The 15059-nt window shown below is 38.0% G+C and carries 9 protein-coding genes and 3 pseudogenes; 11 read left to right on the plus strand and 1 reads right to left on the minus strand.

The window, feature by feature from the left end:
* Window positions 1-3 precede the first annotated feature (3 nt).
* From AC59HZ_RS22575 to AC59HZ_RS22590, 4 genes and pseudogenes are all read left to right on the plus strand, one after another.
* Entirely contained in the window at window positions 4-819 is an 816-nt protein-coding gene (locus AC59HZ_RS22575) for an SDR family NAD(P)-dependent oxidoreductase (RefSeq protein ID WP_496548016.1), read from the plus strand.
* Window positions 816-1589 carry an SDR family NAD(P)-dependent oxidoreductase gene (locus AC59HZ_RS22580; protein ID WP_496548017.1) on the plus strand — a complete coding sequence of 258 codons (774 nt, stop codon included), beginning with the start codon at window positions 816-818 and terminating at the stop codon, window positions 1587-1589. Before AC59HZ_RS22575 ends, AC59HZ_RS22580 begins: the two co-directional genes overlap by 4 nt.
* A 14-nt stretch (window positions 1590-1603) precedes the next feature.
* Complete coding sequence (locus AC59HZ_RS22585; RefSeq protein ID WP_496548018.1) at window positions 1604-2512, plus strand: fumarylacetoacetate hydrolase family protein; 909 nt, start codon at window positions 1604-1606, stop codon at window positions 2510-2512.
* A pseudogene (locus tag AC59HZ_RS22590) lies at window positions 2505-2588 on the plus strand (RbsD/FucU domain-containing protein); the annotation flags it as partial. The gene AC59HZ_RS22585 and the pseudogene AC59HZ_RS22590, both read left to right, overlap by 8 nt.
* Before the next feature lie 305 nt (window positions 2589-2893).
* Here the strand turns inward: AC59HZ_RS22590 and AC59HZ_RS22595 are convergent.
* Window positions 2894-3913 carry a LacI family DNA-binding transcriptional regulator gene (locus AC59HZ_RS22595; protein WP_496548019.1) on the minus strand — a complete coding sequence of 340 codons (1020 nt, stop codon included), beginning with the start codon at window positions 3911-3913 and terminating at the stop codon, window positions 2894-2896.
* 565 nt (window positions 3914-4478) lie between these two features.
* Here AC59HZ_RS22595 and AC59HZ_RS22600 point away from each other — a divergent pair.
* The 7 genes and pseudogenes from AC59HZ_RS22600 to AC59HZ_RS22630 form a co-directional block, all read left to right on the plus strand.
* Window positions 4479-4626: pseudogene (locus AC59HZ_RS22600) on the plus strand (RbsD/FucU domain-containing protein); the annotation flags it as partial.
* A 69-nt stretch (window positions 4627-4695) separates the two neighbouring features.
* Entirely contained in the window at window positions 4696-6201 is a 1506-nt protein-coding gene (locus AC59HZ_RS22605) for a sugar ABC transporter ATP-binding protein (RefSeq protein WP_496548020.1), read from the plus strand.
* A gap of 40 nt (window positions 6202-6241) precedes the next feature.
* Complete coding sequence (locus tag AC59HZ_RS22610) at window positions 6242-7240, plus strand: ABC transporter permease (protein ID WP_496548199.1); 999 nt, start codon at window positions 6242-6244, stop codon at window positions 7238-7240.
* Between the two features lie 106 nt (window positions 7241-7346).
* Window positions 7347-8282: an ABC transporter substrate-binding protein gene (locus AC59HZ_RS22615; protein WP_496548200.1), complete on the plus strand. Its 936-nt coding sequence runs from the start codon at window positions 7347-7349 to the stop codon at window positions 8280-8282.
* 21 nt (window positions 8283-8303) lie between these two features.
* A pseudogene (gene fucI / locus AC59HZ_RS22620) lies at window positions 8304-8510 on the plus strand (L-fucose isomerase); the annotation flags it as partial.
* Window positions 8511-8674: 164 nt separating this feature from the next.
* The gene (locus tag AC59HZ_RS22625) at window positions 8675-11224 is read left to right on the plus strand and encodes an alpha-1,3-galactosidase-related protein (protein WP_496548021.1); all 2550 of its coding nucleotides are present in this window, start codon (window positions 8675-8677) and stop codon (window positions 11222-11224) included.
* Window positions 11225-11470: 246 nt separating this feature from the next.
* Window positions 11471-14941, plus strand: coding sequence for a glycosyl hydrolase family 95 catalytic domain-containing protein (locus tag AC59HZ_RS22630; protein ID WP_496548022.1), 3471 nt, complete (start codon window positions 11471-11473; stop codon window positions 14939-14941).
* The last annotated feature ends 118 nt before the right edge of the window (window positions 14942-15059 follow it).

Consider the following 15059-nt stretch of genomic DNA (forward strand, 5'->3'; position numbering starts at 1 on the left):
GAGATGAGTAAATTAAAAAATCGCACAGCTCTTGTTACAGGCGGAAGCCGTGGAATAGGAGCAGCCATTGTAATGAGGTTAGCGGAAGAAGGCGCGAATGTGGCGATCAACTATGCTTTACCTAGTTTATTTGAAAAAGCAAACGCTTTAAAAGAACAAATAGAAAACCAGTTTCCTATTAAAGCGATGGTTGTAAAAGCAAACGTTGGGTTTAAAGAAGAAGTCGACCGAATGATAGACGAAGTGGAAGAAGAGTTAGGATCGGTTGATATTCTGGTAAATAATGCGGGCATTGCCCCATTTGAACCTTTTTTAACTCTTTCAGAAAAAACATGGGATGACACGTATCAGACGAACGTAAAATCTATTTTTTTAACGACACAGAGAGTGGCTCCTAAAATGATTAAAAACAAATATGGAAAAATCATTAATATCACATCAACTGCGAGTGTGCTGGTGACAAGCCCAGTGATCCCGCACTATATTTCGTCAAAAGCAGCAGCCGGACATTTAACAAAAGCGCTGGCGATTGAATTAGGTAAGTACAATATCAATGTAAACGCTGTCGGGCCGAGCACGGTTGCAACGGATATGTGCAAAGATTATCTCGAAGATCCTCATATTTTAGAAAAAGAGATTGAAGCGAATCCAATGAAGAGACTGGGTACAGAAAAACAAATTGGGGATGCTGTCGTCTTTTTAGCTTCAGATGAAGCCATGCAAATAAATGGGCATCTATTAATGGTCGATGGTGGATTAACCGTTAAGGCAGCGCAGCCTGAAGATCATATGAATCATGATATGGGGGTAATAGTATGAGACTGCTTGACAGAATAGCTGTTATCACTGGCGGCGGCAGCGGAATTGGCAAGGCAACAGCGCAATTATTCGCAAAAGAAGGAGCTTTTGTCATCATCACAGATATTCATCGTGAAAATGGACAGGGAACGGTATCTGAAATAGAAAAACAAGGCGGAAAAGCAGCCTTTTTCGAAGTCGATGTGGCGAACCCCGAAGTGGTTGAGTCTGCGATTCATCAGATCATAGAGACGTATAAAAAAATTGATATTTTATTTAACAATGCAGGGATCGGCAATGTGGGCAGAGTAGATGAAGTAGAGCCGGATGTTTGGGACCGAATGATGAATGTGAATGTGAAGGGGGTTTATTTGCCTTCTAAATACACGCTCCCTTATATGATGGAGCAAAGATCCGGAGTTGTCATTAATATGTCGTCGTGCGCTGCGGAAATGGGACTGGCAAAGCGGGCCGCATACTCTGCAACGAAAGGGGCGGTTCTTGCGCTGACAAAAGCCATGCAAGTGGATTATGCTCCATATAAAATTCGTGTTAACGCTTTGCTGCCGGGCACCATATTATCTCCATTTGTTGAAGATTATTTAAAAACCTCATACGCTGACCCTGAAGTTGCAATCGACGGTATTAAGAAAAGACAATTAAGCGGGGAATTAGGAAGACCTGAAGATGTTGCAAAAGCTGCACTTTTTCTTGCATCAGATGAGTCTTCTTTCATGATGGGCTCCCCTCTTTATATTGATGGCGGAGTTGTTTTTGGAAAAAATGCATAGGAGGAGATTAGAAAATGAAATTAGCTACTTTTATAAAGAATGAGAATGAAAGACTAGCAGTGAAGTTGGATAATCAATTAATCGATATCGAAGAAACGGCCAAAAAGGATCAATGGGATGAAGTAATCACAGATGTCATGCAGGTCATTCAGTTCAACCCATCACAATTACAGGATTTTGAGAAAAGGGTTAAAGAGGCAGTGGCAAGTGGCAAGGCGGTTGTAATAGAAGAGGAAGATATTAATTGGGGTCCATGTGTCACTCGTCCACATAAAATCATTTGCGTCGGATTAAACTATCGAAACCATGCGGATGAAACGAATGCCCCCTATCCAGAAGTGCCGATCCTATTTAATAAGTTTGATAATACACTAACAGGTCATCAAAGTGAAATTGCCATTCCATCCGTAACGAATGAATTGGATTATGAGGTGGAATTAGGAATCATCATTGGCCAAAAAAACAAAAATGTGGCCAAAGAAGAGGCGCTTTCTCATGTGTTTGGCTATTGTACCGTCAATGATTTATCAGCAAGAGATCTTCAAATGAGAACACATCAATGGCTGCTTGGCAAAACATGCGACGATTTTAGTCCAGCAGGTCCTTACCTGGTGACTGCAGATGAAGTAGGAGATCCAAACAATCTTAGTTTGAAAACATATGTTAATGATGAATTAAGACAGGACTCCAACACTTCTGACATGATCTTTTCATGCGCAGAGATTGTCAGCTATATTTCACAGCACATGACATTAGAACCAGGTGATCTTATTTTAACAGGTACACCTGAGGGAGTTGTATTTGGCCTGCCTGCTGACAAACGTGTCTATATTCAGCCAGGAGATGTGGTCACGGTTGAGATTGAAAAGTTAGGGAAGCTTACGAACAAATTTGTGCAAGAAAAGGCATTGACATATGCTTAAAGGGATTCCGCCAATTCTTTCACCAGAACTGATAAAAGTTTTGATGGAGATGGGGCACGGTGATGAAATTGTACTTGATAAAATAATGTTATGGTTACCATAATGTTTCTTGATTTTACAATAAACTCGTAAAAACTTAAAGTTTTAATATAAGCTGCATCAGCCAAGAACACGGACTGAAGCAGCTTATATTAATTATTTGGTGGTGGTGCAAGGACTTCAAAGCACCATTCCTACTCTGGAGTAAAAAAGCCGAACAATATTTTTTTAGTAGTGATATAACACCGTTATTAGTGGGGTGGTAACGTTAGGACAGGTGTATAGTCAAAAACTTGGAATTGATAGTGAAACAAAAGGGGGGCTTCAAAAGGTCCCACCCTTTTACTTTACTTGGTAAAGAGAAGATGCTCTTATATGGAATTCTGCAGGAAGTACAATTTTTCTTGGTTCCTCTGGACCTGTTTTTTCAATTCGTTCAATGAGCATTTGGGTTCCCATATATCCAAAATTATAGGAAGGCTGTTCGGCAGCTGTTAGAAAAAGTTCATTCTCAATATAATTGGGGACACCATCATAACAAACTACTGCCATATCCTCAGGAATTTTTATATTGTATTTTTTAAGAGCTTTTACTGTATTTAATCCCAAAAAGTTATTTGTTGCAAAAAGGGCTGTCGGGCGCTCATTAATGGGCAAATCAATGAGCTGCTTAATTTTACCGGAAACATCGCTATCATGGAATAATTGACTTTGATGAATCCAGCTATTATTGATTGTCAACCCATGTAAGCTAAGAGTATCACAATATGCTTGATGACGTTCCCTTGATGTGGCGACATCTAATGGACCATTTAGGATAGCAATTCTTTTATGCCCTTGCTTAATAAGATGTTCTATTAGCTTCCTAGTAGTTGTTTCATTATCACTTAAAACTTGATCGCACCTTAGGTCGCTGAGATATCGATCGATTAAAACAAAGGGGATTTGGTGTTTTGACAACTTTCGGATATTTTTTTTCGAAGAGTCGCTTGCAGGAGCAATTAGAACACCGTCAGTTCCCGTGGATATAAGCATGTCGATATATTTTGATTCTTTTTCAATATTTTCATCACTGTTGCAAAGCAATAGTTGATAACCCATTTGCATGGCTTTGTCTTCTGCACCACGTGCGACATTTGTAAAAAATGGGTTAGAAATATCTGTGATCATTAATGATAAAATTTTAGTCTTTTTTGAGATTAAACTTCTTGCTGAACTATTGGGTATATAATTCAATTCTTTAATGATCGCCTCCACTTTTTTTCGTGTTTTTTCACTTATTTTATCTGAATTATTAATCACTCTTGAGACAGTCATTGCAGAGACATTTGCTTTTTTTGCTATATCATAAATAGTTACCAATCGTAATCCTCCTGGTTATATCAAACTTTCATTTTTATTGTAAATAGTTATATAAAATATATCAAGGAATAATGTTAACGATAACATATGGTTGTTATTAGAATTGAGATTTCTATTCGAAATTTTTACGAAGTACATTAAAGAATTGATAATCGAGGTAGGTCATGGGACTGAAACATTTGTGTTTTATATGACTCTAAAAAAGACGACTTTACATTCAATATTGGAATAAAAGTCGTTTTTTTTTTGGATCTTATCAGTAAAAATAGATACCGTTTTTTATTGATCTTACAATGGAATTCGCTTAACTCCGAAACATTATTTTCCTAATTTACCAAATATATTGACATTTATTGATCTCTTTGTTATTTTAATGTTATCGATAACAATAATCAAGAGGGGGCACTATCAATAATATTGATTCTCACCAACACTTTTGGAAGTTGGATAGAGGAGATTATTATTGGCTGACAAAAGATATGGGGCTCCTTTACCAAGACTATTTCCCAGAGGGTTACAAAACCCATATTAAAAAAACTTTCTATCTCTGGAACGGTCCTTGTTCAAATATGAAAATCATTTTGATTGTTTTCAGATGGTTAAACCGTTTTGAATTTTATAAGCGGGCAAGGAAGGCTTATGCAATTGTTGCCACTAGTGAAAGCGCTCTCTATACCAATATTATTCTAAAAAAAGGAGTTGTTATCGATTAAAGAGTTAGTCAACTAATTAATATGAAAATAATTTTTGCTTACAAAATTGATAGAGTAGTAGGTGATAAAATGAGTAAATTGCTACTGAAAATGGAAGGGATAAGCAAATCCTTCCCGGGGGTGCAAGCGCTATCTAAAGTTCAATTTGACTTAAAAGAAGGTGAGGTTCACGCACTTCTGGGGGAAAATGGGGCTGGAAAATCCACACTTATGAAAATCCTGACGGGAATCTATCAAATGGATGCTGGAACCATTAAGTACATGGGTGAAGAAATTGCGATTCCAGACACAAAAGCGGCACAAAGGCTTGGGATCAGCATTATTCACCAGGAACTTAACTTAGCCCCGCATTTAACAGTTGCACAAAATATTTTTATCGGAAGAGAACCTAAAGGTTTTTTAAATCTTTTTTTAGATGAAAAGGAGCTTAATAACAGGGCAAAAAAATTATTTGAAAAATTAAATATTAACCTTGATCCTCGAGAACTGGTAGGTAATTTGACAGTTGCGAAACAACAGATGGTTGAAATCTCCAAGGCCCTTTCCTTTGATTCGAAAGTATTGATTATGGATGAGCCAACCGCCGCCTTGACTGATGCCGAAATCGATGCACTGTTTGTTATTATTAGGAAATTGCGTCAAGATGGTGTTGGAATTGTTTACATCTCCCACCGTATGGAAGAATTAAAGAAAATTACTGATCGTGTATCGATTATGCGGGATGGTACATATGTAGGGACCATAAATACCAAGGATGCAACCATTGATCAAATTATTTCGATGATGGTTGGGAGAAAAATTGATAATAATCAAAAACCAGAAATAAAACAACGAAATGGAGAAAAGGTGCTTGAAGTAAAGAATTTAAATAGGGGAAAGGCCATAAAGGATGTAAGCTTTGAACTTTATAAAGGAGAAATCGTCGGTTTTGCCGGATTGATGGGGGCCGGAAGAACTGAAGTAGCCCGTGCCATATTTGGGGCTGACCGATTAGATTCAGGGGAGATTCTCATAAAAGGTCAAAAGGTGAGCATGAAAAGTCCGACTGATGCAGTACAAAATAGAATTGGTTATCTTTCAGAGGACCGGAAACAATTTGGTCTATTGGTAGGGATGGATGTAAAAACAAATGTTGCAATTGCATCCATGAAAGACTATTTAAAACCTCTTGGGTTCATGAATGCTTCTAAGATAAATCAACAATCTGAGGAAATGATTAAAAAGTTAAGAATCAAGACCCCATCCGGTAACCAATTGGTAAAAAACCTTTCCGGAGGAAATCAGCAAAAAGTCGTAATTGGAAAGTGGTTGACGAGAGATTCTGATATTTTAATCTTTGATGAGCCTACCCGTGGAATTGACATAGGGGCAAAAGACGAGATTTACAGGCTGCTGAATGATTTGGCTGAGCAAGGAAAATCTATCATTATGATTTCCTCGGAGCTTCCTGAAATATTGAGATTGAGCCATAGGATTGTTGTCATGTGTGAAGGAAGAATTACAGGGGAATTGAAAAATGATGAAAAGGCAACGCAAGAATCGATAATGGCACTTGCTACAAGACGAATCGGGTAATGGGTACTAACTGATTTTAAAGGAGTGGACATGAATGGAAATGCAAAAAGCAGCAGTCATTCCAATTAAGGAGAGGAAGAAAAAAAGGATCAATTCAAATGCTCTTCAGCAAGTTCTAGCATTTGCAAGTTTAATTGTGCTTATTGTAATCTTTGCAATCTCTTCATCTAACTTTTTTCAATTTGATAATATAATAGGAATTTTTCTATCAACTGCTGTTACAGGAATCCTTGCACTAGGTGCAACGATTATAATCGTTACAAGCGGAATTGATTTATCATGCGGAACTGTACTGACATTGTCTTCGGTTATGACCGGCGTTTTTGCTGTCAACCTGGGGTTACCAGTTTGGTTAGCTATTATCGGAGGCATTTTAACAGGTGCCGTAGCTGGGTGGATTTCCGGCTCTGCGATCGCAAAATTCAAGATTCCGCCATTTATCGCAACATTAGCAATGATGATGATTGCCAAGGGGTTGGCACTTGTTATTTCTAAAGCTACTCCAATTTATTTCACTTCTCTACCGGGCTTTAACAAAATTGCTATGGGATCCATCATCCCCGGGTCTGGTATTCCAAATGCCGTTTTCATCTTTTTTGGAATGGCTATTATCGCAAGCATAATTTTAAATAAAACCATTATTGGAAGATTTACATTTGCACTCGGAAGCAATGAAGAAGCAACCCGCCTTTCTGGAGTGAGTGTTAATAAATGGAAGATCATCATCTACATGCTTGCAGGTGTTTTTACTGGTGTCGCAGGTATCGTAATGGCATCCCGGCTAAATTCTGCCCAGCCAGCTTTAGGAGCTGGATATGAGTTGGAAGCAATCGCGGCAGTAGTTATCGGGGGAACTTCCTTAAGTGGCGGGACAGGAACGATTCTTGGGACTGTTATCGGTGCATTGATTATGAGTGTGTTAACAAATGGTCTTCAAATCCTATCAGTACCTCAAGAATGGCAAACCGTAGTTGTTGGATTGGTTATCTTATTAGCAGTTTACGCAGATGTATTGCGGAACAAAAAAACAGCGAAATAACCGTGGCGATACTCTCTCAAGAGAATAAAAATTTGATCTTTCATAGGGGGAATTAAAGTTGAAAAAAAAATCAGGAATAGTTCTATCATCAGTTCTCGCACTCTCCATGGTTCTAGGTGCATGCTCTTCAAACAATGCAAGCACGGACAGTAATGCCCCGGCAAAAAATGACGGCAAGCGTTATATTGCTCTTATTTCAAAGGGCTTCCAGCATCAGTTCTGGCAGGCAGTCAAAAAAGGAGCCGAGCAGGCAGCAGACAAATATAATGTAAACATTACATTTGTTGGCCCTGAAACTGAAGCACAGGTTGATAAACAAGTTGAAATGCTTCGTAATGCACTTGATAAAAAACCAAATGCCATTGGCTTTGCGGCACTAGATTCTAAGGCTGCTCTACCTTTATTACAACAGGCACAAAGCAAAAAAATTCCAGTTGTAGCATTTGATTCAGGTGTCGATGGAGATATTCCTGTAGCAACAGCTGCAACAGATAACAAAGCTGCAGCGGCTCTTGCGGCTGATAAGATGGCTAAGTTAATTGGTGAAAAAGGGGAAGTGGCAGTTGTTGCTCACGACCAGACAAGTAAAACAGGGGTTGAACGCCGCGATGGCTTTGTAAATGAAATCAAATCAAAATACCCAAACATTAAGATTGTCGATATCCAATATGGTGCCGGTGACCAATTAAAATCAACTGATGCTGCCAAGGCTATTATGCAAGCGCATCCAAATATTAAAGGTCTTTTCGGTACTAATGAAGGTTCTGCGATTGGGGTAGTAAATGCTGTAAAAGAATTAAACAAAAAGAATGTAGTTGTGGTCGGTTTCGACTCTGGTAAACTACAAATCGATGCCATTAAGAGTGGCGTAATGGCAGGTGCGATTACACAGAATCCAATTGGAATTGGTTATGAAACGGTTAAAGCCGCTGTTGATGCTCTAGATGGTAAAAAAGTGTCTAAAACAATCGACACTGGTTTCTTCTGGTATGATAAAACGAATATCGATGATCCAAAAATTAAGGCCGTTCTTTATCAATAACATCTAAAATGGAGAGGATTTGGTGGAGTGGCCGAAGCAGCACAAACATCTGCAAAATTTGCGAGTGAAGGAGTGGGTGTGTCCATTACTGTGACACCATGTTGGTGCTATGGTTCCGAAACAATGGATATGACTCCGGATATTCCAAAAGCGGTATGGGGATTTAATGTCAAAGAGCGACCAGGTGCAGTGTACCCTGCAGCCGTTTTGGCCGGTCATAATCAGAAGTTTGGAAAAAGTATAATCAGCGGAGAAGACTGAACAAAACTACCTTACACCACACCTGGGCAAGATAACCACTCCAAGATAATTATTTACTCCCCTATCATCAGGACATTCAGAATCAGCACAATTATATACTAAACCAAGCAATTGGAGAAGGAAGGGAAAAAATGAATAAGAAAGTGCTGCAAAGTCTTATATTTACTGGGTTGGTTATATTTTTGATTTTTCAATCAAATGAAACCATTGCGGCTAAAGGAGATAATCCAACTATTATTAACGTAACTGATTTCGGAGCTGATCCTAATTCAGGTCAAGACGCTGGTATAGCTGTTCAAAAGGCCTTAGCAGCAGCAGACAAAGTTGAAGGACCTGTCATCTTAAATTTTCCAAAAGGTCAATATGATTTTTATCCTGAGGGTGCTATCAAAAAAAAGTATTATATCACAAATACCGCTTCTGAAAGTCAAAATCCAGATGTAACAAAAACAATTGGCATTTTAATTAAGGGAATGAAAGACGTTACGATTGATGGAAATGATTCACTTTTTCAATTTCATGGAGAGATGACATCGATTATAGTTGATGAAAGTGAAAATATTAAAATTCAAAATATTCATGTCGATTATTCACGTCCTACAACTTCTGAAATGGAAGTGCAAGAGGTTGGTAATGATTATTTAATTGCAAAGATTCACAAAGATTCTTTATATAAAATTGAAAATAAAAAAATTGTTTGGGAAAGCGAGCTAGATAAAAGTGGTAAACGGTACTGGACTTATACTTGGGGGAATGCTCAAGTATATGATCCTAAAAAGGACACACTTCGCAGGACATGGAACCCAGGTTATACTGCCAGTCAGGTTGAAGAAATAAAACCATTTTTACTTAAGTTTTACTATAAAAACAAGCCGGATGCAGAGGTTGGGCAAATTTTTACCATGCGCGAGGATGTGCGAGACCAAGTAGGAACATTTATCCATAAAAGTAAAAATGTCACCTTTAAAAAAGTGGGAATGCATTACATGCACGGTTTGGGTGTTGTGTCCCAATATAGCAATAATTTAACAATTGATACAGTCGATTTTGCACCGCGTGCAGAGACCGGCAGGGTGATTGCGGGATTTGCTGACTTCTTGCATGTTTCTGGTAATCGTGGACTAGTAAAGGTTATAAATAGTCATTTCTCAGGTGCGAATGACGACGCTATCAATGTTCACGGCACACATTTACGAATAGTGGATCAACCTGCTCCAAATCAGATTATAGTTCGCTTTATGCACCCTCAAACATACGGATTTGATGCCTTCAACCCTGGGGATAAAATTGCTTTTATTCATTGGGATAAACTAACAGAGTTTGGCAATGCAACAGTAATGGAAGTTGAAAAGAAAAGTGCAAGGGAAATACTGCTTACTTTAAATAAACCCGTTCCAAAAGGAATTGAAACAAATGATGTTGTAGAGAATGTTACCTGGACACCGGCAGTCGAAATTCGTAATAACTTTTTTGAACACATACCGACAAGGGGAGTTTTAGTTACAACCCGGAAAAAAGTCGAAATCGAAGAAAATGTCTTTCTCCGTCCACAAATGAGCTCTATATTAATAGCAGATGATGCCGGAAGTTGGTTTGAATCTGGGTTGGTAAAAAATGTTTCCATAGATAAAAATAAGTTTATTGAGGGTGGGAACCCGGTTATTCTTATTCACCCAGAAAACCATGTGATAGATTGGAACCATCCTGTTCATCAAAATATCCAAATTAAAGATAATATGTTTAAAATGATCAGTGGAATGACTGTAGATGTTAAAAGTACGAAAGGATTTAGGTTTGATAACAACGAAATTACCGCTAATGAAGTGAATTTAAATTTTGATGGAAGTAGAGATATTAAAATTGATAAAAACATGTTTAAAGGTGAAGTTGTTAATAAAAAGATAACCTTAAATCATTCATTTAGTAAAACATTCAATATTGATAAAAGACAGGGGTTTGAGGTTGTTGATTATGATGAATTGGCATCAGCTGATTTAACAACTCACTTTTTTGAGCTCGATAGATCAAAAATGTCTGCAACTGCAACGAGTTATCAAGGATTACCTTCTGGAAATTCCCCAGATAATGTGTTAGACGATAACAATTTAACGATTTGGCATAGTCAGTGGGATCCTTATTTGAAACTCCCTCAATCCATTACAATCAATTTGGGAGGAACATTTAATATTGATCGTTTAAGTTATTTACCTCGTAATGATGGTTCTATGAATGGAACCATTAATGCATACAACATATACGCTAGCACAAATGGAGAAAATTTTCTGAAAATTGCAAATGGCTCCTGGCAGAAAACAGTCGATCTTAAAGAGGCAAATTTTCCACCGATAGAAGCATCATATGTAAGACTAGAAGCAATTGAAGGCCAAGGTGGCTGGGCATCAGCTGCAGAAATTAACATTGATAGACCAAGAATAATTTCTCCTGGTGATCAAATCCCATTGGAATTAAACGTGAAGAAAAAGAATAGGGAAACTCAGGATTTAAAAAATGTAAAAATTGTTTATTCCAGTAATAATAATTCTGTAGCAAAGGTTGATAAGAATGGTGTGATTACGGCTATTAGCAACGGTACTGCAATAATAAAAGTTGAGGTTACAAAGAACGGAATAACAGTCGAGGATACGTACCCTGTTATGATAACCACTAATGGGTTAGAATAACTCTTTCTATCATCTTACCATTATGAAAGCTTCTTGCTGAGGATTGGCAAGAAGTATCAATTTCCTTTGCTTCTTTAAATCTTTGAATATATAACAACATGACCTAAAAGAAAGGAAAATTTATTAAAGGGGGAATAATAAGACGTCCTTTAATTGAGGATTTTACAATTTTCTATTTTAGAATTCTTAATTGGAAAAAGCTATGTAGCTATTTATTTTTAATATTTTTCAAAAGGAGATGGAAATTTGAAATTTAAAAACCTATTAATAGGAGGATTGCTTTCTAGTACTTTGTTATTTTCTTTAGGAAGCCCTGGTACGTTTGTTAAGGCAAAGGAAACATCACCTAGTTCCATTGAGACTCCAAAACATGAGGAAAAGAAACTATCACTCTGGTACAATCAGCCGGCAAAGGATTGGGAAACCCAAGCATTGCCAATTGGTAATGGTTATATGGGCGGAATGGTCTTTGGTGGAATCCAGCAAGAACATATTCAGTTTAATGAAAAAATGCTTTGGACTGGCGGACCAAACAGTACTAGTGATTATTCATACGGCAATCGGGATGGGGCAGCGGACCACTTGGATAGCATTAGGGGAATGTTATCAAAAGGTGATAAATCAGGGGCAGAAAAGGAGTCTTCACAATTTCTCACAGGTCTTCAAGAAGGGTTTGGTGACTATCAGAACTTTGGGGACATATACTTAGATTTTAATATGCCTGATCAGACTTCATTTTCAAATTATCGCAGGGAATTAAATCTAAATAATGGGATTGCCAGTGTGGCATATAACTATAAAGATGTTCACTATACTAGGGAATATTTTGCAAGTTACCCCGATCATGTTATGGTCATGCGTTTAAATGCTAGTAAATCCGGACAGCTTTCCCTAGATGTTAGACCCACTAGCGCACAGGGAGGTAAGATATCATCCATAGATAACACAATCACCATCAGGGGACAAATAGCGAATAATGGAATGAAATATGAGGCAGAATTCAAAGTCCTGAATGAGGGTGGTACGTTAACATCAGAGAATGGAAAAATTAAAGTGGCAAATGCAGATACACTAACAATTATTATGACTGCAGCTACTGATTATGAGAATAAATACCCTGATTATAAAGGGGAAGATCCACATCAAAAGATTGAGGAAATCATGGCCTCTATTTCTGAAAAGACTTACGATTCATTAAAATCTAAACATATTAAAGACTATCAATCTTTATTTAATCGTGTTTCTTTGGATTTAGGAGGAAAAGAGCCAACCATTCCAACAAATGAATTATTAGCATCTTACAGTAAAACAAACAATAAGTATCTGGAAGAATTATTCTTCCAATATGGAAGATATTTGCTCATTGCCTCTTCAAGACCCGGAACGCTTCCTGCAAATCTGCAAGGGGTATGGAATAATTCGAATACACCACCTTGGGATAGTGACTATCATTTCAACATTAACCTGCAAATGAATTATTGGCCTGCAGAAGTGACCAATCTTTCTGAAACCGCTTTGCCATTAGTGAATTATGTTGACTCATTAAGAGAACCAGGAAGGGTTTCAGCGGAAAAACATTTTGGTGTTACAGGCGGAGGATGGACCGTTAATACGATGAATAATCCATTTGGATTTACTGCTCCCGGATGGGGATTAGGCTGGGGATGGGCACCTAGTGCGAACGCCTTCATTTCCCAAAACCTTTGGGAACATTATAAGTTTACTGATGATAAAGAATACTTGAAAGAAAAGATCTATCCAATAATTAAAGAAGCGGCTGAGTTTCATAGTAAGTTTTTAGTCGAAGATCAAAATAAGAAGCTGGTCGTTTCTCCATGCTGGTCCCCGGAGATTGGTGGTATATCTGATGGATGTGCCTTTGACCAACAGTTAGTGTATGAGTTGTTTTCAAATGTAATTGAAGCTAGCGAGGTTTTGCATACCGATGAGGTGTTTCGAGATGAGTTAAAGGCCAAAAGGGATCAATTATTCCCACCGGTTCAAATTGGCAGATATGGTCAGGTGCAAGAGTGGAAGGATGATATAGATGATCCTGCGGAAACTCATCGTCATATATCCCAATTGGTTGCACTATATCCAGGAAGCATGATCAATCACAATACACCTGAGTGGCTTAAGGCAGCTAAAGTCACCTTAAACCATCGCGGTGACGAGGGGACAGGCTGGAGTAAAGCAAACAAAATTAACTTATGGGCACGTTTGTTGGATGGTGACCATGCCTATAAAATCCTTCAAGGACAGCTTACTGGAAGTACGTTGAGTAACCTGTTTGATACCCATCCACCGTTTCAGATTGATGGAAACTTTGGTGCGACATCGGGAATTGCTGAAATGTTAATTCAAAGCCATACCGACTCAATTCAAATATTGCCTGCACTTCCTAAAGCTTGGAAGGACGGTTCCTATAAAGGACTAAAAGCACGCGGTGCATTTACGATTGATGCAAACTGGAAAAATGGCGTCCCTAAAGTAATTCATTTGACTTCCGATCACGGAAACGATGCAAAGTTAAAAAGTCCAATGTTCAATGCACCTTTTACTCTGACAAGAATCGGAGATAATAAAAAGATGAAATTTACCAAGGATGGCGATACCATTTCGTTTAAAACTCAACCAGGTAAAACCTATAAAATTGAGTCTTTGCTCAATTTCGATTTAGAATCTACGAATAGTGTAACTGCAGGAAATACAGTTAAGGTAAAGGTTCATTTATCAAACCCTGGTACATTGGAATCCCCTTCAGGAGAAGTGATTGTAAAGGCCCCTGAGAGTTGGAATGTTAAACCGTTTAAGGTGGCTTTTGAAGGAATTGAACCAGGAAAATCCAAAACAGTTGAAACGGATTTATCTGTCCCTATTGATACAGTTTCTAATAATTATTCCATTGAAGCTGAATTAAGCACAGGTAATGGAACGATTAGTAAATCCAATCAAATAGAAGTAACCCCAGCAGTAAAGCTAATTTCGACAAATGTTGAACCGAATCCAATCAGTGTTGAAGGTGGTTCTACTACATTAAAGGTAAGGGTTCAAAATGAAAAAATGGAAACAGTGACACCTGGAAAAATTGAATTGCAATTACCAGATGGTTGGAATGCGCAGCCATCAACAAAGGACTTTCAATTACCTGCAGGAGGAGAGGAGACATATTCCTTTGTTGTATCCCCGCCTACTACGTTTAAGGGAATGAAAGAGGTTGGAGTCTCTGTAATATTGGGAAATTCGGTGGTGACTTCAGCAAAGGTACAAGTAGTTTCTGGCGGTGTCTATCTTAGTGATATTCCATGGGTAAAAGCAACTGTTGGATGGGCAACGATTCAGATGGACAAAAGTATCGATGGAAACCCACTTTCATTGCTGGAAACTAACGGGCCGATTACGTTTAACAAAGGGATAGGAACTCATGCAAAATCAGAGATTACCTATGATATCTCAAATTCAAATTACAAACGATTTAATTCATATGTAGGAATTGACCATGAAACTGGTGGTAATGGAGGTTCGGTCGTGTTTATGGTGCTGCTTGATGGGGTTGAAGTATTTAATAGCGGTACAATGTATTATAATACCCCAGCAAAATTTGTTGATGTTGACCTTACCGGTAAGAAAGAATTAACACTAGTGGTCGGGGATGCAGGTAATGGTAATGGAAATGATCATGCGGACTGGGCAGATGCTTGGTTGAGTAATAAATAAACAATTTCCAATATTAGTATCAAAAAAATACAAAGCTCGATTTGTGCTATGACAAATTGAGCTTTGTAAGGGGGCCTATTTTAACTAAAGGCTTCGGGTGGAATTAACCGTTCTCCTA

The organism is Neobacillus sp. DZ-9, assembly GCF_059587065.1.